The 22,735-nt window shown below is 69.4% G+C and carries 17 protein-coding genes; 9 read left to right on the forward strand and 8 right to left on the reverse strand.

The annotated features are described in order from the left end of the window. Positions 1-37: 37 nt before the first annotated feature. The 4 genes from LJ657_RS42910 to LJ657_RS42925 all read right to left on the reverse strand — a co-directional run bounded on the left by LJ657_RS42910 (position 38) and on the right by LJ657_RS42925 (position 5,559). Positions 38-1,648 (reverse strand): ABC-F family ATP-binding cassette domain-containing protein, encoded by a 1,611-nt coding sequence (locus tag LJ657_RS42910; protein WP_232655137.1) that lies wholly within the window; start codon positions 1,646-1,648, stop codon positions 38-40. Beyond that, positions 1,645-2,457: a glycosyltransferase family 2 protein gene (locus LJ657_RS42915; protein WP_232655138.1), complete on the reverse strand. Its 813-nt coding sequence runs from the start codon at positions 2,455-2,457 to the stop codon at positions 1,645-1,647. Before LJ657_RS42915 ends, LJ657_RS42910 begins: the two co-directional genes overlap by 4 nt. Beyond that, positions 2,454-4,001 (reverse strand): GMC family oxidoreductase, encoded by a 1,548-nt coding sequence (locus LJ657_RS42920; protein WP_232655139.1) that lies wholly within the window; start codon positions 3,999-4,001, stop codon positions 2,454-2,456. The genes LJ657_RS42915 and LJ657_RS42920 overlap by 4 nt, the downstream gene beginning before the upstream one ends. Before the next feature lie 310 nt (positions 4,002-4,311). Next, positions 4,312-5,559 (reverse strand): MFS transporter, encoded by a 1,248-nt coding sequence (locus tag LJ657_RS42925; RefSeq protein ID WP_232655140.1) that lies wholly within the window; start codon positions 5,557-5,559, stop codon positions 4,312-4,314. A 1,027-nt stretch (positions 5,560-6,586) separates the two neighbouring features. Between LJ657_RS42925 and LJ657_RS42930 the strand changes: the two genes are divergently transcribed. From LJ657_RS42930 to LJ657_RS42960, 7 genes are all read left to right on the forward strand, one after another. Next, a complete protein-coding gene (locus LJ657_RS42930; RefSeq protein WP_232655141.1) occupies positions 6,587-7,771 on the forward strand; it encodes an aldehyde dehydrogenase family protein in 1,185 nt (394 codons plus the stop codon). Next, entirely contained in the window at positions 7,768-8,391 is a 624-nt protein-coding gene (locus LJ657_RS42935) for a hypothetical protein (protein ID WP_232655142.1), read from the forward strand. The genes LJ657_RS42930 and LJ657_RS42935 overlap by 4 nt, the downstream gene beginning before the upstream one ends. A 102-nt stretch (positions 8,392-8,493) precedes the next feature. Continuing rightward, positions 8,494-10,254, forward strand: coding sequence for a thiamine pyrophosphate-binding protein (locus tag LJ657_RS42940; RefSeq protein WP_232655143.1), 1,761 nt, complete (start codon positions 8,494-8,496; stop codon positions 10,252-10,254). Continuing rightward, positions 10,248-11,618 (forward strand): class I adenylate-forming enzyme family protein, encoded by a 1,371-nt coding sequence (locus LJ657_RS42945; protein WP_232655144.1) that lies wholly within the window; start codon positions 10,248-10,250, stop codon positions 11,616-11,618. Before LJ657_RS42940 ends, LJ657_RS42945 begins: the two co-directional genes overlap by 7 nt. Then, positions 11,611-12,729, forward strand: coding sequence for a beta-ketoacyl synthase N-terminal-like domain-containing protein (locus tag LJ657_RS42950; RefSeq protein ID WP_232655145.1), 1,119 nt, complete (start codon positions 11,611-11,613; stop codon positions 12,727-12,729). The genes LJ657_RS42945 and LJ657_RS42950 overlap by 8 nt, the downstream gene beginning before the upstream one ends. Positions 12,730-12,812: 83 nt before the next feature. After that, complete coding sequence (locus tag LJ657_RS42955) at positions 12,813-13,613, forward strand: glycosyltransferase family 2 protein (protein ID WP_232655146.1); 801 nt, start codon at positions 12,813-12,815, stop codon at positions 13,611-13,613. Beyond that, on the forward strand, positions 13,610-15,139 hold the full coding sequence (locus LJ657_RS42960; protein WP_232655147.1) for an amidase family protein: 1,530 nt from the start codon (positions 13,610-13,612) through the stop codon (positions 15,137-15,139). Before LJ657_RS42955 ends, LJ657_RS42960 begins: the two co-directional genes overlap by 4 nt. A 408-nt stretch (positions 15,140-15,547) precedes the next feature. Here LJ657_RS42960 and LJ657_RS42965 read toward each other — a convergent pair whose 3' ends face one another. The 3 genes from LJ657_RS42965 to LJ657_RS42975 form a co-directional block, all read right to left on the reverse strand. After that, complete coding sequence (locus LJ657_RS42965; RefSeq protein ID WP_232655148.1) at positions 15,548-16,945, reverse strand: cellulose-binding domain-containing protein; 1,398 nt, start codon at positions 16,943-16,945, stop codon at positions 15,548-15,550. 145 nt (positions 16,946-17,090) lie between these two features. After that, positions 17,091-17,300, reverse strand: coding sequence for a LamG domain-containing protein (locus tag LJ657_RS42970; protein WP_232655149.1), 210 nt, complete (start codon positions 17,298-17,300; stop codon positions 17,091-17,093). A 618-nt stretch (positions 17,301-17,918) separates the two neighbouring features. Beyond that, complete coding sequence (locus LJ657_RS42975) at positions 17,919-18,926, reverse strand: glycoside hydrolase family 16 protein (RefSeq protein ID WP_372488054.1); 1,008 nt, start codon at positions 18,924-18,926, stop codon at positions 17,919-17,921. 390 nt (positions 18,927-19,316) lie between these two features. On the opposite strand from LJ657_RS42975, the gene LJ657_RS42980 reads away from it, so the two are divergent. Both LJ657_RS42980 and LJ657_RS42985 read left to right on the forward strand, forming a co-directional pair. Then, positions 19,317-20,747 carry a Tat pathway signal sequence domain protein gene (locus LJ657_RS42980; RefSeq protein ID WP_372488055.1) on the forward strand — a complete coding sequence of 477 codons (1,431 nt, stop codon included), beginning with the start codon at positions 19,317-19,319 and terminating at the stop codon, positions 20,745-20,747. Between the two features lie 146 nt (positions 20,748-20,893). After that, a complete protein-coding gene (locus LJ657_RS42985; RefSeq protein ID WP_308117135.1) occupies positions 20,894-21,463 on the forward strand; it encodes an ATP-binding protein in 570 nt (189 codons plus the stop codon). Positions 21,464-21,599: 136 nt separating this feature from the next. Here LJ657_RS42985 and LJ657_RS42990 read toward each other — a convergent pair whose 3' ends face one another. Then, positions 21,600-22,646 (reverse strand): LacI family DNA-binding transcriptional regulator, encoded by a 1,047-nt coding sequence (locus LJ657_RS42990; protein WP_232655150.1) that lies wholly within the window; start codon positions 22,644-22,646, stop codon positions 21,600-21,602. Positions 22,647-22,735: the final 89 nt, after the last annotated feature.

Below are 22,735 nucleotides of genomic sequence, written 5' to 3' on the forward strand. Positions count from 1 at the left end.
CGCGCCGGTGATCGTCGAAAGGTTTCGTTCCCTCCGGCTACAGCGCGGTCACGTCGATCTCATCCGTGAAGGTCACCGCCTCGGCGAGTCTGCGGTCGTGGGTGACCAGCAGGACGGTGCCCGGATAGGTCGCCAGCGCCTGCTCCAACTGCTCGATCGCCTCGATGTCGAGATGGTTGGTGGGCTCGTCGAGGATCAGGCAGTTGGACTGCCGGGCCTGGAACAGAGCCAGTCCTGTCCGGGTCCGTTCGCCCGGGCTCAGCGAGTCGGCCGGGCGCAGGACCACGTCGGCGCCGACGCGGAATTTGGCCAGCAGGGTGCGCGCCTCCTCCGCCGACTGCCCGCTCCGCCGGCGGAAGACGTCGAGCAGCGGCTCGGAACCGCGCAACGCGGCCCTCGTCTGTTCCAGCTCGCCGACGATCACTCCGGGGCCGACATAGCGGCTACCCTCCACGAGCGGCAACCGGCCCAGCAGCGCCTGGATCAGGGTGGACTTGCCGGATCCGTTCGGTCCGTTGATCCGGATGCGGTCACCGGCCGCGATCGTGAGGCCGAAGGGTCCCAGCCGCACGTCGCCGCGGGCGATCACGGCATCGCGCAGCGAGAAGACGATGCGCGAGCCCAGTTCCGCGGCGGCGATGGACAGCCGCAGCTCCCACGGCTCGCGAGGCTCCTCGACCACCTCCATTCGCTCAGCTGCCTCCTTGGTGGCACCGGCCTTGGCGTCGACACCTTGCGCCGAGGTCCTGTTCATGTGCCGGATGAACTTGTCCCGCTCGCCCCCGCCGCCCGCGCTCCGCCGCTGGCCTGCCTCCGCCCACTCGCGCATCCGCCGGACCCGCTCCTGCATCGCCTGTCGGCGAGTGGCGTACTTGGCGTAGTCATGCTCGGCACGGTGGCGGTCGTTGGCACGTTCGGCGAGGTACGCCGCCCAGCCGCCCGTGTACAGCCGCCCGGTGCGGGTGAACTCGTCGATCTCGAAGACGCGGGTGGCAATCCGTTCCGCGAACGCCCGGTCGTGCGACACCGCGATGATCCCGCCGCGAAAGCCGGCGACGTAGTGCTCCATCGCCGCGAGTCCCGGTGCGTCCAGATCGTTGGTGGTCTCGTCGAGCAGCAGCAGGTCGACGCGCATCAACAGCACCACCGCGAGACGCAGACGTGCCTGCTGGCCGCCGGACAGGGCGTCGCCGCCCCGGGAGAGGACCATGTCCGGGAGGCCGAGCCGCGCGCAGACCTTCTCGCACCGCTCCTCGAAGTCGGCGCCACCGGCGGCCAGCCAAGCGTCGAGCGTCCGGGCGTACGCGTCGCCCGCTCCCTGCTCACCGGCGGCGAGGGCCTCGGCCGCCGCCTCCATCGCCGCGGCGGCGCCCGCGACGCCGGTGCGCCGGGCCAGGTACCCGGCGAGGGTCTCACCGGCCATGACCTCGGTCTCCTGGGGCACGTAACCGACCGACGGTCGGGTCACCTCACCCGCGTCGGGCTCGATCTCGCCGGCCAGAGCCTTGAGCAGGGTGGACTTGCCGACACCATTCGGCCCGACGATCAGCATCCGATCGCCCGGCCCGACGGCCAGGTCGATACCGTCCAGAACCGGCACCAGGCCGAAGGTCACGGACAGCCCGCGCGCGGTGAGGAAGCCGCTCATCGCACCACCGGGGCCAGCGGCGCGTACGTTTCCTGGTTGGACTTGCCGCCCATGAAGTAATTCACCGTGACCTGCTCGGTGCACACCACCTCGACGTTGTTCTTGAGCAGCAGATAGTTGAGCAGAGCGTCATCGCCGAGGCCGATCTTCTGCTTCCACCGGGAGAACTCCTCCGGGAACGGAATGCGTTCGAACAGTCGGCGGCGCACCATGAGCTCGTTCGTGTCGACGCGTCCCAGCAACACGCCGTTGAAGTGGACGCGGTCCCGCAGCACGTTGGATCCGGGCACGACGACGCCGGCGTCGACGAGCAGTGCATACGACTTGGCGCCGACCTTCTCGTCGTCGTTCCAGGGATCGACACCCTCGGGTATGTAGAACGGTGACCCGTCGTCGTTGAGCAAACGCCGCCACCCGTGCGCCATTTCGGCGGTCGGGACCGCCTCCAGTGCTGCCACCAGAGAGCTGAGGTGGCCGGTGTCCCAGGTGTTGTCGTCGTCCAGGTGGGCGATCAGGTCAATGTCCGTGGCGGCCGCACCGAGGTTACGGAGCCGCGCGACCCGCGCCCATTGGTAGTCGTGCTGCACCCGCGGATGCGACCGGGGGGTGGCGTTGATGACCGTGACGTGCGGGAACGCTTGGGTGAGCCGCGCGGCGAAACCGTCATCCGCCAGCACGGGGCAGTTGTCGCCGACGATGATGTGCTGGATCGTGACGTCGCGCTGCGCGGCGGCCGATGCCACGGCGCGCCACAACAGTTCCGGGCGGTTGCGGGTCGGGGTGACAACCACGACGTCGGGTGTGCTCATGCGTGCCGCCCGCCCGTCGGCACCGCGGCACCCAGCCGGTCCGCCAGGACTGCGGCCAGGCGGCGGGACAGCGCCATGGTGGTCAGCGAGGGATTCGCCGCGCCGATGCGAGGGAACGTCGCCGGACCACCCGCGTACAGGCCGGGGATTCGGGCGAATTCATGGTTCTCGGTCAGCACGCCGCCCAGGGGCAGCGTCCCACCGTCGTGGTCTTCGGCGCCCAGAGCACTGGACCAGGTCTGGGGTCGGCCGACCGGGTACTTCTCGCGGTTGCGTGGCAGCACGGCGACGTTGGTGGCGAGCGGGTCGTCGTACTCGCCGAACGACAGGTCACCGTTGAGGCCGAAGGCTGTGGCGATGGCCGACCATACTCCGGTGAGTACCTCCCGTTGCGCGGCGACGACCGCCCGGCCGTCCGCCGATACGCTCGCGTGGACCCGAGTGGGCCACGGAAAGCCGTCCGACGGCAGGCATGCGACGTAGCTGTCCGGGTCGGGAGACAACTCGCCGTTGATCTTCACATCCAGCACGAGCTCCTCCCGCGACACCCGCCACAGCGACACGAAGAGATTGCAGCGCGCCTCAGGAACCGGCACGTAGTAGGAGCCGGGCCGGAGTGGCAGGGGCCGCGGCACTGCGCCGGCGTCTATGCGCACGAAAAAGCCCTGGGCAAGATGGTCGGCGAGGCCACCCAACCGCGGCTCGGCACCTGTCTGCGTGCTCAGAGCCTGGATCGCGAGCCGGCTGTTCTCCACCGTGCCGGCACACAGGACGACCGCCTCGGCAGCCACTTCCGTCGGCTGCCCGGTGTGCGCGTCGGCCACCACCGCGCCAGCTGCCCGGCCGCCGCGGAAAGACACGTTCCGCACCTGGCTGTCGACCAGGAAGCGCACGGACCCGGGTATCTCACCAACGACGCCGGTAACCGGGTCGCGCCAGTGATCGAGCGGTGAGTACGCCGACCAGCGACCCGGCACCTCCGGGTGCGTACGGGAGGCGCGGGGTGTTGCTCGCAACGTGTATCCGCCCAGGTGCCGGACCGGGCCGGGAGACGCAACCGTCCCGTCCGACCAGGTGAGCCCGAGCTCTGTGGTCACTCGTTCGTAGAGCGACGGGCCGCCATGCCATGAGGAGCAGAGGTCCTCGACGACCGCCGCCGGCCAGTGCTCGAGGTCCAGCGCCCAGGACTCGAGAGGCAGGGTTACGCCGTACCAGTAGAGGGACCGGCCGCCGACCCGCGCGCGGATGCCGGCGTTTCCGGAGAAGTGCCGGTGACTGCCGGACTCCCAGGGGCGCTGGTGATATCGATCCCGCCCGGGATTGAGCCACAGGTCGACGGCGGTGTCCGGGTCGTGGACGATGTTGGTATGCCGTAGATCACCGGCGGGTCCGCCCTCGATCACGAGGATATCGTCCACGCCGTGCCCGGCGAGGTGGCGGGCCGTCTCAAGTCCGGCGAAACCGGCACCGACGATCACTACGCGGGCCCGTGACGGCGCCGGACCGGCTTCGATCAGGCTGTGTCTCGCGCGGTCATCGGTCATGGTCCTCTGTCCTTCTCGCGGTCGGATGCGTCTCACACCGCATGGGCGGCGCTGGTCGCTGGCGGCGGTCATGTCGGTTTGTGTCCCGGCGCCACCACGTGGGCGGTGATGCCGTCTGGTGCCGACTCCCTGGTGAGCGAACGGGCATAGACCGATCAACCCTCCTCTGGCGGCCGCGTAGTCGAGCCCGACCTCCTGCCATGGCGAGGGAGGAGAGGAACAAGCGCCGGGCGCCGACCCTGGCCGGGGCGGTACGCCGGGCCCCCGGCACACACCGGTCGGGTTTGTGTCCCGATCAGCCGGAACGGATTCAACCTGCGGCGTCGGCGGCCGGCACCGCTCCTTGCGGACGGGCGGCCGTGGTGCGTTCCGGCCGCGGGGTGAAGAAGCTGCGGGTCAGCAGCAGGATCGGCAACGCCATCACGCCAGCGATGACCGCGACCGAGACACCCAGCCGACCCGGTGCGACCAGCAACCCGGCCACGGTGGCTCCGAGCAGGACGAAAACGTCGTTGGTCGGCAGCAGCATCGAGTAGTAATGCGTCAGTTCGCGCTCGGTAAATCGTGCCTGGACCTCGGCCATGTAGACCGCCGTCGCCACGGATTCCAGAATGCCTCCGGCCACCAGCAGACCTATGGCGAGCGCCGGCGCGTGGGCAAGAAGCAGAAGCAACCAGCACACCGCTTCGAGCACGTTGCCGAGAATGTACATCAGGCCCGGACTGAACCGCGTGAGCCGCCCGGCCAGAATACCTCCGACCGCACCACCAAGACCCATCGCGGCGATCAGATATCCCAGCATTCCGTCGATCTGCGGGAACCGGATGCGGGCGAAAGCGGGAACGAAGACGGAATTCATGCCGACGACGAAGACATAGGTGAATGCCGTGAGCGTGAGGCCGAAGACCATCCCATCGCCACGGATGATGGCGAGAAGGTCCCGAGGATTGTCCAGAAACAATCGGCGCAGGATCCCCAGGGGAGACTTTGGCATTCTGGGCGCCGCCGCGCCGGCCACCGAAGTGGGCTTGTCCTTGGGACCGGGAAACGGCCCCACCAGTAGTCCAGACGCGATGAGCGCCGTGGCCGCCTCGGCGAAGAACAACATGGAAATGGTCCCGAAGGCGAGGGTCGGGCCGACCACCACCGGGCCCAACAGGGAGGCTGCCCGCTGGGCCGTGACGATCAACCCGTTCGATGCGAGTTCGCGGCCGTCCGGGGTCACCCGAGTTCGCAGCGCCAGCCGGGCCGGCGCCAGAAACATCGTGGTGAGGCCGATCAGGAACGACAGGACCTGGATCTGCCACAGCGCGCCGGTGAACGGGATCGCGATGGCGATGAGGGCACTCACGACCGAGGCCAGGACGGACACGGCGCGGGGGTCCCGACGCCGGACCACTTCGGACACGACCGTGCCGAGCACGATGTTCGGGATGAGCCGGATCCCGAGCGTGAGCCCGAAGTCGAGTCCCAGGCCGAACCGGTCCAGCAGGAAGATGGGCAGGGCGACGCCGGTTATTGCGGTGCCGAGCTGACTGATCGCGATGCTGACGACCAAGCGGGAGAGGCCGGGCTCGCGCCAGAGGGGCGACTTCGCACGGCTCGCTGACTCAGCGCTCATGCGGACAACTCCGCAGCCAGAGGCGGTGAGAGCGCTCTCATTACGGGCCGGATGAGCATGTGAAGTCCTTTCCACCGTTGAAGCGATCAGGCGCAGGAGCGATGATCCTGCACTGACGGCAGCCGAACCGCCACTGTCCGCCACACCTCAGCGCTCGGCGCCGCATTCGTGGCGCGGCACCTTCTCGAGCGGCCTTGAGACGCCGCGTATCTAGGCCCCTGGTTCGCACGCTGCGGACGCTCACAGGCCGGAACATCGAGAGGTGCTTGCAGGCACGGCCTGTATCTCTACTGGGCCGAGACGCCTCTCGTCAAGATCCGAGAGCGCTCTCAGGCGGAGCCTTGACGTGAACCCACAGTGCTGCGTACAACTGTTCCCAGCCAAGGCGCGACCGCCCGGAAGCGGTCCCAGCGCGAGACCTGACGTGTGTCCGGCGAACTACGCAGCACTTTTCAAAAACTGGCGAGTTTCAGTGCCGCCGACAGGGGATGATCGACGTCTTGGTTTTCTGCGTCGGGGTCAACAGGCTGTCCCGAGTCAGCGGTGCAGGGTCCTCCCACACGAGTCCCCAGCCGGATTTTATTGCCGGGGATTTGAAGTCTCCACACGTTCATTGCTTTCGAGGGTGTCGACGGCGTACTTCCTTGGCCGGACGTCCCACAGCCACTCCCTGATGGAGCGTTCACGGGATGCCGTGGAGGACGGCGCGTTGATCAACTACCATGCGCTCGGCCCTGTTACGGATGGCATTTGCTCTGCCTCCGGAGAAGCGAATGACCAATCTTCCGGCGACCTTTCGGATACATGCCAGCTTCACCGGTCTCTTCTGTCCTCACCGTCAGAACTACGGGGAATCACAATGAACTCCCGCCATACCCGTGCGTCCAACTTCCTCCTGTTCACTCACCGCGACGCCGGCGACGATCGTAATGCAGCCAAATACTGCCAAGACCTCATCGACACGATGCTACGGCGGCAGGACGAGCTCATCGGCGCACTGACCGACATCGCCACCCACGACAGCGCCTCCGACGAATTGCACCGCTCGATCCAGGCCCTCGCCGGGGCCCGCTGGGAACTGGCGCGGAACCGGCCGGAAACGCTTGACCTGCTCGGGGTGTTCTTGCCGTCGAACAACATCCTGTACTCGTACACGCTCATGTGCCTCATCCCGGCCCTGTACTGCCGGCGCATCGAGATCCGGCCGTCCAGCCGCGTGAAGGGCGTCATCGAGACCGTGCACGAGATCCTCGCACCGGTTGTCCGGGAGCGTGGGAGAGGCCAGTTGGCGCTCACGCGCGCATCCCAGCGCGACTTCGTGCGGTCGTGCGGCGAGGCCGACGGCGTCATCTTCACCGGCCGGTACGAGAACGGTCTCGAGATCGCGTCCCGGGTGTCCAGCCGGACCAGGCTGCTGCTGTTCGGATCGGGCCCCAACCCCTTCGTCGTGGGCCCCGAGGCGAGCGCCGACGCAGCCGTCCACGACCTCCTGCGCAGCCGGCTCTACAACTCCGGTCAGGACTGCCTGTGTCCCGACGCGATGTTCGTGCACCGGGACCGGCTCAGCGAGGTGGTGACGCATCTGGGCGAGCGCCTGGCGGAGATACCCATCGCCGACCGGCGCGATCCAGAGGCACGGGTGACGCCGCTCGTCTACGACGACGCCGTCCAGGGCGCCGCGGCGTTCCTCGACCGGCACCGCGACCTGGTCCGGTTCGGCGGGACGGTCGACGTGGCGGCCCGAACGGTCGCACCCTCGATCGTGGTCGCCGACTTGCACCCGGGTCTGCGACCGCCGGAGTTCTTCTCGCCGGTGTTCCTGGTGTGCGCCTACGACGACGCCGCACAGATCACTCAGTGGGCCACCGCCCCGGAGGAGCTGGCCCGCGGCATGTACATGTCCGTGTATGGCGAGCCGGAACTCCAGTCCCCCGTGATCGGCACCAGCATCGTGTGCCGGGACTGCACCACGTTCGACATCGAGGACGGCAACCGGCCGTTCGGCGGCTATGGCGCCCACGCCAGCAGCGTGCACGAACACGGACGGCTGGCCGCCCGCCCGCTGCTGGTCTCGGCGGAGTTCGGCACCGGTCGTCCAGGGCGGGCCCTCGCCACGGCGGGGACGACCGCGGCGAGGGAATCGGCATGATCGGAACGCGCTGCACGGCCGTGCTGGCCGCGCGCTCCGCGGGATCGGCATCGCCGCGTCTCGCCGCTCTCCACCCCGACATCCCGATGCGCGCCCTCACCCCGGTGCCGGCGCGGCAGGTCGTCCGGCAGGTGATGAGGGAGGCCCTCGACCACATCGTCGGCCCGGACCGGCGCCGGGTGCCCGCCTTCGTCGCCGCAGCGCCGTACGTCACGTACACGGCGACGTATTTCGCCGAGCGTCACGAGGATCCGGCCCGACGCCTACGCCCGTCGCATTCGATCCAGATGGAGTGCTCGCGCCTTGTCCAGGGCCTGGACGACGATCTCGACCAGGCGAACCGCTGGGCGGGTGACCTCTTCATCCTCTGCACCCCAGAGTTGGACGTGCGGCAGTCGGTCCAGGGGGCCGAAGCCGCGCTCGCCGTCGGAGCCCAGGCAGCGCTGGTCTGCGACATCACGGTTACTCCCCCCTGGGATCCGGACCGCAAGCCGGCCGCCCTGTCCGCTGCCGCGATGCTGCTGGTGCGCGCAACGGCTGGCGCCGCGACGGGCGACCTTGCGCTGTGGCCACCGGCCGCGGCGGCACATCAGACCACGGCCGCCGAAACACCCGCTTGAGACCCCCCTGTGGGCGTCGGGCCTTCAACCTCCGCCCGGGACCCGGTCTCATGACAGTCCTCGACGGACAAGGACTCAATCATTCCCGGAACGGGACCTCTGATGAAGGAAGGCAGTGCCATCAGCACCCTGGGATCGGTCACCAACCCCGGTACTGCGAGCCCCGAGGCCGCGACGGCGACCTGCTGGCCGGTAGCGGCCCGGACGCTGCGGGACGCCGGCTGCGAGGTCGTGATCGGACTGCCCGCGGACGAGCCGGGTCTGCTCGACGCGGCAGCTTCAACCGACGGCCTCACCGCGGTCCCGGTGCGCGATCAGCGGGTCGGCGCCTGCGCCGCCGTGGCGGCCGCGATGCTGACCCGCCGTCCGGTCGTTCTCGCGCTCACCACCGGACCGGCTTTCACCAACGCTCTCACGGGCCTGCTCGAGGGCATGTCGCTGGGGGCGCCGGTCATCGTTGTGACTGTTCGTATCGCCGCGAATGAGATCGGCAGGGGAGGGTTCCAGGAGACCGATCACCGCTCGCTGGCCCAGTCGGTGGTCAAGGACCATCTCGTCGTCGCCACCGGAGACACCCTGCAGTGGGCGCTCCGCCGAGCGGCCCACCTCGCTGTGAACGGCAAGCCGGGACCGGTGCTGGTCGAGATCAGTGCCGAGACCGCAACGTCGACCGACGCTGTCGCTTGCGCGCCGTACGCCGCCCCGGTGAGGGCGTTGCGGTCCCACCCCGATCCCGCCGATGTCGCCGAAGCGCTGGCCGTGATGGCGCAGGCACGCCGGCCTCTGGTACTCGCCGGCGGAGGTGTCCGCGCGGCGGACGCAGCGGCATCGCTGCGCATGCTGGCGACGGAGTGGGGCGCGGCCACCGCCACGACGGCCTCCGGGCGCGGCACCTTCGACGAACTGGATCCGCACTGCTTCGGCCTCGTCGGCCTGTACGCCACTCCGCCGCTGACCACCGCGCTCGCCGACGTCGACGTCGTGCTGGCCATCGGCACGGCGCTGGAGGAGACCGTCCGCATGGGATGGGACCTCGATCGCGTCCGGCTCATCCACGCCGACGTCGACGCATCGACGTTCCACCGGGCCGTACCCGCCGAGATCACGCTGCTGGGCGACGCCAGGCTCACCACCGAGGCTCTGCGGGCGGCGTGGGCCAGGCAGGGCGACGACATCGCGGGGCAGGACGGTCGTACCGGGTGGCGGAGGACGGTGGCCGCTGCGCGGCGAGCGCTGGATGCCGACGCAAAGGCGGTGACGTTCGCTGAGTCACCTACCCGGGCCGTCCTGCGTGTCCTTCCGGACCTGTTCCCCGACGCCGTGCTGGTGCAGGAGAACGGGCTGCACGACATCTGGGGCTACCACATCTCGGCTCTGACCCTGCCCGCCGACTTTCCCATCGTCGGCCCGGGCGAGCAGACCATGATGGGTTTCGGCCTCCCGGCAGCCGTCGGTGTGGCCGCCACGCGGCCGGGCCGCCCGGTCGTGCTCGTCTGCGGTGACGGCGCGTTCGCCATGAGCGCGAATACGCTGCCGACCGCCGCCGAACTCGGGTGCCCGCTGGTGATGGTGGTCTTCGACAACAACGGATTCGGCTGGCCACGATTCCTGCGGCGGCAGGACGGACATCCCTCCGCCCAGGTCGACTTCCGTACTTGTCTGCCCATGGCTGCCCTGGTGGAGGCCATCGGCGGGATCACTGCGACCGTCACCGACGAGGAATCCCTGCGCTCGGTCATGGAGCGTGCCCGCACCGCGGTTGACGCCGGGCGACCGGCGCTCGTGGTCGTGCCGGTGGACGACGACGACGTTCCGGTGGGCATCCGCCGGATCTTCGGTATGGAGGGAGCGGAATCATGCTGACCGGATCGCTCGACATCGACGGCATACCCGTCGATGCGGCGTCCCTGCGGCGTACTTTCGACGACGTCGAGCGGTGCTGTGCGAATCTCGGTGCCGGTCCCGGTCACGCGGTCGTGACGGCCTGCCGCACGGGACTCGGGGTCCTGGCGACTGTTGTGGCCGCGCGCCGCCTTGGGGCGGCCGTCGCCTTTGCACCGCCCGCCGCGGACCGCGGCCTGACAGCTCGGCTGGAGGAGGTCAGCGCCGCCCAGGTCGTCGAGCGCGGCGGCACACTGGAGGTGCTGCCCCGAGCCCGCGCCGGAGAAGCCGTCCTGCCACCCGGAGCCGCCGCGGTGTTCCCGACGTCGGGAAGCACGGGACGGCCTCGCCTCGTGGTGCTGTCGCACGCCGGCCTGGCGTACCAGTCAGGTGAGACAGCGTCCCGACTGGGCCTGAGCGAGGCGGACTCCTTGCTCGTGCCGCTTCCGCTGGCCCACGCGTACGGCATGGGCATCGTCATGATGTGGCTGGAGAGAGGCGGCAGGCTCCTGCTGGAGACGTCGTTCTCGGCGGCCGACGTCACCGGCCGGCTGCTGAGCCGCGACGTCACGACGCTGGACGGCGTCCCGTCCATGTACTCCATTCTGCTCAAGACCGCCACCCGCGAGCCTGAGGTCGCGGCACGACTGCGACGGTTGCGCATCCGCGGGATCGGTGGCGATGTGCTGCATCCTGCCATGGCCGCACGCTTCTCCGCGCTCGGCGCCGACCTGCACGACGGTTACGGGCTGACTGAGGCCGGGCCGAACGTTGCGATCAGCGCACCCGGCGCCATGCGCCCCGGGACCGTCGGCACGCCTCTGTCTGGGACCGAGGTACGCCGCGACGCGGCAACCGGGGAACTGCTGATCCGTACACCGAGCCTCATGCTGGGCTATCTCGGTGAGCCGGACGCCACGGCGGCGGCGTTGACCGCCGACGGCTGGCTGCGCTCCGGGGACGTGGGCGAGGTCGAGCCCGACGGTCACGTGCGGGTGCTGGGACGCCTGAAGGAGGTGCTCATCGTAGACGGCGAGACACATGCGCCCACTCTGATAGAGGACGTCTTCCGCGCGTTGCCCGGTGTGGCCGAGGCCTGCGTCCTCGGTGTTCGCTCCGCGGACGACGCCTCGGGCCGGGGCGATCGCATTGTGGCGTTCGTCGAGCTGGCCGATCCGGTCTCCGTGACCGACCTGCGTACTCTCTGCCGTCGGGATCTCCCACCGCGGCTGCGGCCGCGCGACATCCATGTCGACGTTCCGCTGCCCCGGACCGGCACCGGGAAGGTCGACCGTACGGCGCTGCGCCGGTGGGTAACTCGGGAAACATCGGCCCGCCATGCCTGAGTACCTTGGCGAGACCGGGCTCGTCGTAACGGGGATGGGCCTGGTCACTGCATTCGGCTGCGGCGTGGAACGCTACTGGGCAGAACTCGTGAGCGGTGCTTCGGCACTCGAGGAAGCGACACCGGCCGTGGGCCCGCTCATCGCCGCTGCGCCCGGCCCGAGCGCTCAGCCGGACGATCCCGAACGGCAGCCGTGGCTGGTACGTCGCGCCCTGGCGGAAGCGCTCGCTGACGCCGGTCACACCGCCATGCCGCCCAGGGCGGTCGTCGTCCTGGTCGGGCAGACCCCGGCGTTGGACCAGGTGACGCCGCGCCGGCTGTCTTTCCTGGGTGCCGATCCGCTCGCCTCGGCGGTGCGCGATGCCGCGGAGCCGATCTTCGTGTCGCATGCCTGCGCGTCGGTGCTGTTCGGGATCGCCCTCGGTGGCAGGTGGCTGCGGGCCGGCTTGGCCGACACCGCGATCGTGCTGGGCGGCTGGACCGCCGGGGAGTACAGCGTCGCTTCGATGGAGGTGGTGAAGGCGCTCAGCCCCGACGTGGCCCGGCCGTTCGACCGGGATCGCCGCGGCACCACGCTCGGCGAGGGCAGCGGGGCGATCCTGCTCGAACGGGCGGCGGACGCTCGCCGGCGCGGTGCCGTACCGCGGGCCGCGGTCGGCGGCCTGGCCTGCCGGATCGCCGGCAGCGAGGCCGCGGCCTCCGACGCCGGGTCGGCGACCGCCGTGATGAGCGAGGCGCTGCACCTGGCCGGATCACCGCGTGCGGACCACATCCACGCCCACGCCGCCGGAACATTTCAAGGCGACGACGCCGAACTTTCCGCGATGGACCAACTCGCCCGCGACGGCGCGTGGCCCGGCACAACGGTGAGCAGCCACAAGGGAGCCGTCGGCCACCTGATGCACTGCTCCGGCTTCCCGGCGACCGCGGCTGCAGTCCGGACCCTGGAGACCGGCACCGTTCCGGGAACCGCCGGGCTGCGGCACCCGGTGCAGCGCGGTGCCCTAACGGTACTGACCGCCTCCGAACAGCTCGCGGCGGTCAGCAACGTGCTTGTGAACAGCTTCGGATTCGGCGGCAACACCGCCGCCATGGTCCTCACCCAACCCTAGCCATCACCAAGCACCGGCTGCCCATGGGCCGTTGCCGCGGGCCAGCCGTGCCAAACCTGAGACTCGAAACCCGAGGAACCCGTATGTCCCTCTTCCCCGGCCTTCCCCTCGTCACTGTGGTGACCCCGACCAGGAACCGCCCCGCCGAGCTTGCCCGGGCGATGGCCTCCGTCGCGGGCCAGCGCGGCATACGCGTCGAGCACCTGGTGATCGGCGACGATTGCCCGGCGCTGGCAGATCCGTCGATCGTCCGAGACCTCTCAGAGCGGTTTCCCTACGCCGTCATCAAAAACGTCACCGGCGCCGAGCACGCCGGCCTGCCACGCGACTACCTGCCGGCGCGGCTCGCTGCCCTGCGCAACACGGGCATAGCCGCTGCGAACGGCGACTGGATCGCCCAGCTCGACGACGACAATGAGTTTGAACCTGATCATCTGAGCTCACTGCTGGAATGCCTGGCCGCCAGCCCGGGCGTCGAGATTGCGCACAGTTGGCGCCGGCTCTTCTCGCCGGACGGCTCTCCCTACGAGGTCGCCGGAGAGAACCCGTGGCATCCCGATCCGGAGCTGCGGGCTTCCTCGTACGCGCGCTTGGTCGAGCTTGGGGTCTTCCGGCCGGGCTCCTCGGTGGTACGCGACGCCCTGCGCGCAGGCGGCGAGGAATTCAACGGCGTGGACACCAGCGAGCTCCTTGTAAGCCGCGAAATGCACGAGAGATTCCCCTTCCCGACCACGTACTCGCGATGGTGGAGGAAACTCGAATGGACAGAGGACTACGCGTGGTGCGTGCTGCTGGATCGCGCGAAGGTGCCAATGGTCTGCAGCGAGAAGCCAACCCTCCGGTACTTCATGGGCGGGTACTCGAACGCCTCGGTGACGCGGTGAGCACCTCCGCGACGCAGGACATCCCCGCTCCCGTCTTCCGCACCGCGACAACCCTCCTCGCAGACCTCAAGCAGGACGACACCACCGCGGTCGGCATCCTGGCCCGGCACCTGCAGCATCTGGACGTTGTCGATCCCGCGCTCAACACCGTCGTTCTGACCGACCGGCCGGGCGCAACGGGGAGCGCTCACCGTGCCGACGAGGAACGCCGCCGCGGGGTGCGCAGGCCGCTGCTCGGTGTCCCGGTCACCGTCAAGGAACACATCGCGGTGACCGGGCTGCCGGCGACCTCCGGCGACCCGGGACGGGCCGACCTGCGCCCCCCGGACGCACCGTGCGTGTCTCGGCTACGAGAGGCCGGCGCTGTCGTCGTCGGAAAGACCAACCAGTCGGCACATGGCAGGGACTGGCAGACCTACAACGCGGTCTACGGGATCACGAACAACCCGTGGGACCTCACCCGGACGCCGGGCGGCAGCAGCGGAGGCGGGGCCGCCGCAGTGGCAGCCGGCATCGTGCCCATCGATCTGGGTACGGACACAGCCGGATCGCTACGCCTGCCCGCGGCCTTCTGCGGCGTCTACGCCCACCGGCCGACGGAGGGCAGCGTGGCCGGACTGAGACCGGCACCGGCACGTCCCCTCCCGCTGCCGCGTATGACGGAGGTCGGCCCGATCGCTCGCAGCGCCGACGATCTACGCATGGTGCTGGACGTACTCGCCCCGGCGGTCCCCGGCACGCACCGCGAGGCGAGCAACCTGCGCGGTTTGCGCGTGGCGCTGCTGAGCCCGCCGCGCTGGTTCGACATGCACCCCGATGTCGAGAGCGCCTACCACAGGCTCGCCGACGTCCTCGCATCGCACGTCCGCGCGCTGACCTGGTGCACACCCGACCTGCCAGGCGGCCTGACCGCCCAGCACGACACCTTCCTGGCTGTGCTCGCCGCGCAGGGCGCCCGTCTGACCCCCCAGGAGGAGCGGGAGGCGTTCGCGGCGGCGTTGAGCTCCAGCGGCGATCCCCGCGACGACGCCTGGGCATCTGGCCTGTTCCCCACCTCCGGCACCCGGGCATGCTGGGCGAGGCACCGCCACCAGTTGCGGCTCGCCTGGGACGACTTCTTCGACACCTGGGACCTGCTGATTGCACCGGTCACATCGGTCGTGGCGTTCCGGCACGACCCCGGCAAGGCAGCCGACTGGTTCTCCACCCTGGACCTCGGCGGACGGACCGGCCGCTACAACGACCTGTTCTTCCCGGCATCCCTGGCTGCGCTGCCCGGCCTGCCGGCCACAGTCTTCCCTGCAGGCACGTCCCCGGAAGGGCTGCCCGTGGGCCTTCAGGTCCTCGCCCGGCCCGGGGACGACCGCCTCAGCATCGGCTTCGCCGGTCTGCTGGCAGACCTCATAGGCGGATACCGGCCTCCCCCAGCACTCGAAGGAGGACAGGGGCACCGCACCCCTCGTGAACCCAAGCGGCGGATGGTGTGTTCCGCTCGTTCGACGAGTCGCTCGAAGCCGTCGTGGTGATCGCCGTCGCCGACGGCGGCGAGTTCCGAAGATCACCCGCCGGGCACCCCTCGGGACCGGCACCGCCGCCGCGGCGCTGTCGGTGTTCGACACCGGCGTGGCACGTGCGGCCACCAGCGCCGTGGGAGCAACTGCGCCGGGAGACGCCCGCACTGCGGATACGCCGTCCTCGACGCGGCCGTGGCCGGCTGCCCCGGCCACGGCACGACCCGGCCGGCGCAGAGCTACACCGACCAGGCAGCTTGTTCAGCACCGCGTTCACCTATGACTGGTTCGAGGGCAGCTCCCACCTCGCGCCGGCCCTGGGGGAACGACTCAGTACGGACACCCATCTTGATCGCGCCGGCCTCGCCGCCCGGCGGCGGCCGGGTTGGGCCGCGCTCGGTGCCGTCACACCGTCATCGCCGATCAGCTCTGACAGGGGTGGCCGTCGACGGTGATGTACTCGGGCGCCGAGTTGTAGGTGCTCGAGGTGCCTAGGTAGCCCAGCGAGAGGGTGTCGCCGGCTGCGACGGTGCCGTCGTAGTCGGCGGGGGTGATCAGGACCGTATCGCCGTCCTGCGCGAATTCTCCGTTCCACATCTGTGTCACGCGCTGACCGTCCGTATACGTCCACCGGACCGTCCAGTCGGTCATCGTTGACCGCGGCGTGATCCGGACTTCGGCCTGGAAGCCTCCGGGCCACTGTTTCACCAACGTGTAAATCGCCGTGCAGTAGGCGCCCGGTTCCTCCGTCGAGCCGGCCGAAAGCGACGGCGACACGCCGCTCGTGACGGGCATGGGAGCGGCGTGTGTCGCCGACGCGGTCGCGCGTCTGATCGGGGGTGTCTGCGGCGCGACGGCGCTGACGGCTTCCCCTGTCGCCCCCTGGTCCGACCCGGGCGTCGATTCCCACGGCATGCTGCTGAGGACGCTGACCATCCCGATCGTGGCCAGCAGGACTGCGGCGCTCGCCCAGACCGGCCGTCCCCGCAGGGAGACCTGCCACCCCGTCGCCCTGTGCCGCCGCTCCATGGACGCCGGCCCGCCTTGGTGCCGCCTCGCCGCGATCTTGCGTCGTTCCAGGTACGCTTCCCCGCCCCAGCCCAGGACGGCAGTGACCAGCACGCCGGGCAGGTCGTCGGACACCCTCAGGCACACAGCGGTCTCGGCGCACCGCGCGCACCCTGCCAGATGCTGCTGCAGGTCGTCCGGGGACCGCTCGTGCGGCGACCGCGTCACCGCCTCCAGCAGGCCCACGTAGCCACGGCACCGGCCGTCCGATTCCACCACTTCGACCGCGCGCGCCCACAGGCAGCGCTGACGGAATGCGGCTTTGACCCGGGCAACCTCCCGCTCCCTGTTCGGCGCCCACGTGCTGGCTCCGGCGTCACCGCGGATATTCAGGCCCTCGACCAGCGCGGCCCAGAGCAGCTCCGCGTCCGCCGGCGCCATCCGCTGCAACGCCTGCAGTGCCAGCGGTTGCTGTTCCGGGGCGCGGGACTGCTGCGCCGACCGCTCGCACAGCCAGCCGCTCAGCTCCGTGCTGAGCCACGCGCCCTGCCCCTGCGTCAGCCACCCGTCCGCCGTCTCGAGCACCGCCATGAGCAGCAGGGGCAACCACGGCAGGTGCTCGCCCTGACGCCGCCATTCGACAGCCAGCGAGAACGCCTCGTCCGCCAGTTGCTCGGCCTCCGCGAGACCCGCCGTGCACAAGCGGGCGTAGCACAGGACCGCTTCCCGGTAACCCTCCAGGCATGCTCCTTCCAACCCGTCCTCGGGTGCGGACATCTGCGGCGGCGCCGGAGGCGACGAATGGTCGGCCATGAAAGTACTCATTCCGAATCTCCCCACGCGTTACGGGGATGACGCTCGTACGGGTTGAGGGACGCCGTCGGAAGGGAGCATCCCTGAACGGCTACGGGCCGGTGGCCCTGGCCCCGCGGCTGCCGGCGAGGTGACGCGGCCGGTGTCAGCCGGTGGCGCTCGAGACAGGCACGTACTCCACCTTCATGGGGGTGCCTGAGACGGTGCCGGAGGTGGGGGTGGCCGCGCCGCTGGAAAGCTGGTCGGGGAAGCTGCCGCCCATAGCGGGGTTCAGCAGGATGAAGTCGCCGTGGTTGGCCGCCGGGTTCCAGGTGGCGGCATCCATCTGGTCGGAGGTCACGGACTGGTAGAGCACACCGTCGACGTACCAGCGCCGCTGCTGGGGGCTGCCTGGTGTGCTCCCACTCGAAGCTGTAGATGTGGAAGTTGCCGGCGCAGGCCGTGTTCAGGCAGGCATGGCCCGCGCGCAGAGGCCGCTCGTCTCTTTGCATGAGTCCGCCGGGGTCGATACCGCAGTGCGGGGTGCCGGACAACTTCGGTCATTCGGCGGGCGGGACGCCACGCGAGATATGACCCGGGCACCCCAAGTGAGAACCGCCTCGGCGATCAGTACACCAAGGCGGTCCCCGGGGTGATCGAACTGCTCGGCGCGTACTCGAACACCGCGGCCCCTTGGCACGGGCCGGCAGTTCCTCGTAGGACCACCGGGCCGGCTTCTTTCCCAGGCCATTTCTCAACTGACCCGACAGGAACTCGTCCGAGTGGTCGATGCGATGGAGGAATCGGGGGGTGTTTCTTTTCGGCGCATCCCACACCGCGTGTTCCTTTCACGTTGGTGTCATGTGCGGCGGCCCGGCGGTAGTCCTTCCGTTCCCGCTGCCCCAGGGCCTTGCGCGAAGCCCCCGTCCGGGGCGTTCTCAGCCCGGCCAGGAACGTAACCAGGCCTGGCCGGGCTGCGGTTCGCGCCGCGTGCTCAGCCCGCCGGGCTGCTGCTGGACGTGGTGCTGGTAGTGCCGCCGTCCGAGCTGGAGACGGACACGTAGTCCACGAGCATGGGCACGCCCGACTTGGTGGCCGAGCTGGGGGTGGCGTGTCCGGCCACGGGGTCGGGGAAGGCGCCGCCCATGGCCAGGTTCAGCAGCAGGTAGTGGCCATGGGCGGTTGCTGCGGCCCAGGTCGCCTCATCGACCTGCGATTCGTTCACGGAGTGATATTGCACCCCGTCGACGTACCAGCGCAGTTCCTGCGGGGAGACGCTGCGGTCCCACTCGAAGGCATAGGTGTGGAAGTTGCCCGCGCAGGCGGAGTCAGGGCAGGAGTGGCTTTCGCCCAGGCCAGTCGTCTCGTTGCAGGGGCCGCCGGGGTCCGTGCCGCAATGCAGGGTGCCGGACACCTTGTCGGCTCCATTGGCGTTCTCCATGATGTCGAACTCCCCGATGCCGGGCCAGTTGGCGAAGTTCCCGCGGAACGCGCCACCCAGAGTCCAGAACGCCGGCCAGTACCCGTCCGCTGCATCGCCCGTGACGGCTGGAATCTGGATCCGGCTTTCGACGCGCAGCTTGCCCCCGGCAGGCGGTTCGAAGTCGCTGCGCTTGGTCTCGATCCGGCCGGAGGTCCAGTTTCCCTCCGCGTCCTCGATCGGGGTGATCTCGAGGTTTCCGTTGCCGTCCTGCTGAAGGTTCGCCGTGTTCGACGTGTACGTCTCGACCTCGCCGGTGCCCCAGTGAGCCGCACCGCCCGGGTAGCTGGTGCCCGTGTCGATGATCCAGTTGTCGCTCGACGGCGAGGTGCCGGCCGCACCGGAGAAACCGTCGCTCCAGACGAGGTGCCAGCCATCGGGTGCTGAGGGCTCGTCGGCGCTGGCAAAGCCGTACAGGCCGCCGCCGAGCAGGACCAGACCGCTCAGTGCCCCGAGCGCGGCCCTGAGTGGCTGAAGGGAGCGGCGGGCGTGTCGACGCCCGGTGAAGCGCTTTCGGTACATCAAGAGATGACCTCCACGAGAGGGGAACGGGAGGTGCGGCTCCGGGACCAGGAGGCAACGGCTCCCAACGAGAAGAGTGCTCGCGTCGCTGTGGTGGGCAACTGTGACCCCTCTTGGTTGAAGGCGTCAATAGTTACGCCTGAGAGCGCTCCCGGAAACACAGAATGTTCAATTCGTGAAGATAAGTTGAGCAACTCTCACCATTTGCCCGACCGCAGGCTGATGTTAGGGGCGATCTTGAATGCAGAGGCCGGAGCATTGGGAACGTCGACTGGCCGATGGAACAGAGATCGAGGCGAACCTTGACCCACCCGGCGTGGAGCAGCACAATGTGGGCCATTCTTGAGAGCGTTCTCAAGTTGAATCGCATACAAGGCGAGGAGCCCCCGCATGACTGACGTTCGACGTCACGACGAGGACCGCATGTCTGCGGACCGCCGCAATCCGAGGATCACCCGTCGGACACTCATCGGGACCGGCACCGCCGTCGCAGCACTGTCTGTCCTGGGCACCGGGGTGGCACGTGCGACCATCGCTGCTCCAAGAGCCACCGCACGTGCAGGCGCCTGCGCACGCGGATACGCCTTCCTCGACGCGGCCATGGACAGCTACCCAGGTCAGGGCACCACCCGCCTGGCCCAGAGCTACACCGACCAGGCAGGCCTGTTCAGCACCGCTTTCACCTACGACAACGCCCTCGCGGTCCTCGGCTACCTGGCTCACCCCGGCCCCGCCTCACGGGCCAGAGCCATGACGCTCGGTGATGCGCTGCTGTACGCGCAGGCCCACGACCCTCAGTTCGACGACGGCAGGCTGCGTCAGGCCTACAACGTGGGCCCGTACGTCTTCTACGACGGCTCCTCGCAGCCGGACGGCTTCGTGCATGCGGATGGCACCGTCAATGTGGGCACTCAGTTCGGCTTCACCGGCACGGCCGTCGGAGACATGGCGTGGGCGGGCATCGCCCTGGCCGCCCTGGCCGAACGCACGGGCGCCCGCCGCTTCCTGGCAGGTGCCGTGCGCATCGGCACATGGGTCGAGAACAACGCCCGCACCGATCAGCCCCTCGGCGGCTACACGTTCGGCGTGGACGGCGCGGGCAACAAGCTGCCCTACAGCGGCACCGAGCACAACATCGATCTGACCTGCCTCTTCGGACGGCTCGCCCGGCTGACCGGCAACGGTGTCTGGCTGAACCGGCGGAGACGCGCCGCGGCGTTCGTCAGCAGGATGTGGGAAAGCTCGGGCGGGTTCTTCTACACCGGCACCAACGACGGCGTCACCATCAACACCTCTCCGATCCCGGAGGACACCCAGACATGGAGCTACCTGGCCCTCCACGACCGCCGCCGTGCCAGGTCCCTGGACTGGGCCGCGGCCAACCTGAAGGTGCTGGACGATGCCAGCCGGCCCAACAGTACGGTGCCCTCGGGGCAGGCGTACGAGGGCGTCACGTTCAGTTCTGCGTCCCTCGTCGCGAACGAGGACGTTCCCATCGCGCAGTTCCAGCCCAGGCCCGACCGCAACGGGGTGTGGTTCGAGGGCACCGCCCACCTCGCGCTGGCCCTGCGAGAGCGCCACACGCCCGGCGACGCACAGCGGGCCGAGCGCCTCATCGCGTCCATCGAGCGCGCCCAGGACAACCTCGGTCAGGGACAGACCGTCGGCGGCACAGCGCTTCCCGCACGGTCGGGCGTGGTGTCGGCCAGCAGCCCCCTGGACACCGGTTTCGGCTTCGGCTACTACCCGTACCGGCACCTCGGCGCCACGGCCTGGTACCTGCTCGCCGCGGCTCGCGCCAATCCGCTCCGCGGGCTCTGAACCCGCGGCGGCACCTGGTGTCGGCTCGCGAGTGCCGACACCCTCGCTCCCGTCATCCGCTCACCGGTGGACGGGAGTTCGACCGCACGCTGTTCCCGGGGGTAGGACATGCGTTGCGGAGAAGACTGAGAAAGAAGGCGGATCGGATGGACACCGTCCAAGACAACGATCAGCTGAAGGATCAACCGCTGGAAGCGATGTCGGAGGCTTATGAGGGCAGCCCTCGTGACCCTGCCCGCGCTCGCAGGACGGCCGGCGCCTTCCTCACACGGTTGCAGTCGGTTCACAGGCTGGTGATGCCCGATCACACCTTGGACACGGTGCAACTCGTGGTCAGCGAGCTGGTGACGAACGCATGCAAGTACGCATCGGGGCCATGCCTGCTCCGCCTTGAGCTGACCGGAGACCGCGTCGAGATGTCAGTCTGGGACAGCGACCCAGTGCTGCCTGTGGCCATGGCCACCGATCCGCACAGGGCTGGACAGCACGGTCTGGAGATCGTTGTCGCGGTCTGCCAGACCTTCGAGGTGCGCCGGGAGCCGGTGGGCAAACGCATCACCGCAACAGTCATGCTCGCGGCCGACACAGGAGACCGTCCAGCAGATCACTCCGCCGCGGGCGGATCCGGCACACCCCTGGGCGGCCTGCCATCGCTCGCCGACTGCCCCGAACTCCTGGTGAGCCGGGGAGAGCACCATGGCGTCGCCCCTCGGTAGCAGCTGATCCGTCAGTACCCTTTCGTCTACACACCCTCAGGCGGCCTACGGCAGGCTCGAATTCACCAGCAGCCCCGTCCGCTCGGGGGCAGATGCGAACGAGACCGGTGCCCGGGGCATGATCGCAGAGGCCTGCTCAGGCGGTGGCCCGCCGGATCAGCCGGGTCGGGGTGATCACGGAGGACAACGGCCGGCCTGCGCTCTCCCCCTTCGCCCGCCGCTCCAGGTCGCGCAGCAGCAGCCGGACCATCAGACGGCCCATTTCCTCGATCTCCTGACGGACCGTGGTCAACGGCGGGTCGGTCAGCTCGGCCACCGAGGCCATGTCGTCGAAGCCGACGACCGCGACATCCTCCGGCACCCGGAGTCCGCGCTCCCGCAACACGCGCAGCGCGCCCGAGGCCATGAGGTCGGAGGCGACAAAGACGGCATCCAGGTCCGGTGCTCTCTCCAACAACTCCGCCATCGCCCGCGCGCCACCTGTGTCGGTGAAGTCGCCTTCGACGATGAGCTTCGGGTCGGCGTCCAAGAGCATGTCGTGATAGCCGTCGAGCCGGTCCACGGAGGCCGTCTGGTCCATCGGTCCGGTGATCGTCGCTATGTGTTGGCGCTTCAGTGAAAGCAGATGACGGACCGCCTCGCGAGCTCCGCCGCGGTTGTCGGAGTCGACGTAAAGGAGGCTGCGGTCTCCCTCCGCCCCCGGCCACCCGGGTCTACCACCGAAGACGGTGGGAATCCCGATGCGGAGGGTGATGTCGGGGAGCGGGTCCTCGGCGTGCAGCGAAAACAGCAAGGCGCCGTCCACGTGGCCGCCGGCCAGGTAACGGCCCACGCGGTCGTAGTCCGCGTTGCCCTCCACCAGCAGCAGCACCAGCTGCAGGTCCTGACCGGTCAGCTCGCGGCTGATGCCGAGCAGCTGCTCGGCGAAGAAGGGATTGGTGAAGACCTTGGTCTCCGGCTCGGCGACGATGACGGCGACTGCTCCCGTACGCCGGGTGACCAGCGTACGGGCCGCCTGGTTCGGTACGTACCCCAGCTCCTCGACGGCGCGGCGGACCTTCTCGACCAGGGCCTCGCGCACCCCGCTGCCCCCGTTGACGACCCGGGAGACAGTGGCTCGGGAGACGCCGGCCCGTTCGGCGACCGCCTCCAGAGTGGGGCGGGATGCGGAGGTCTGATGCAAGGAAGGCTCCTATCGGGACGGCACCACTGTAGCTGCCGGTCAGCGGGCGGGGCACACTCGGTAAGAGCGCTCTCACCCGCTAGCACCTT

The sequence above is a fragment of the Streptomyces guryensis genome (assembly GCF_021261325.1).
GTDB lineage: Bacteria > Actinomycetota > Actinomycetes > Streptomycetales > Streptomycetaceae > Streptomyces > Streptomyces guryensis.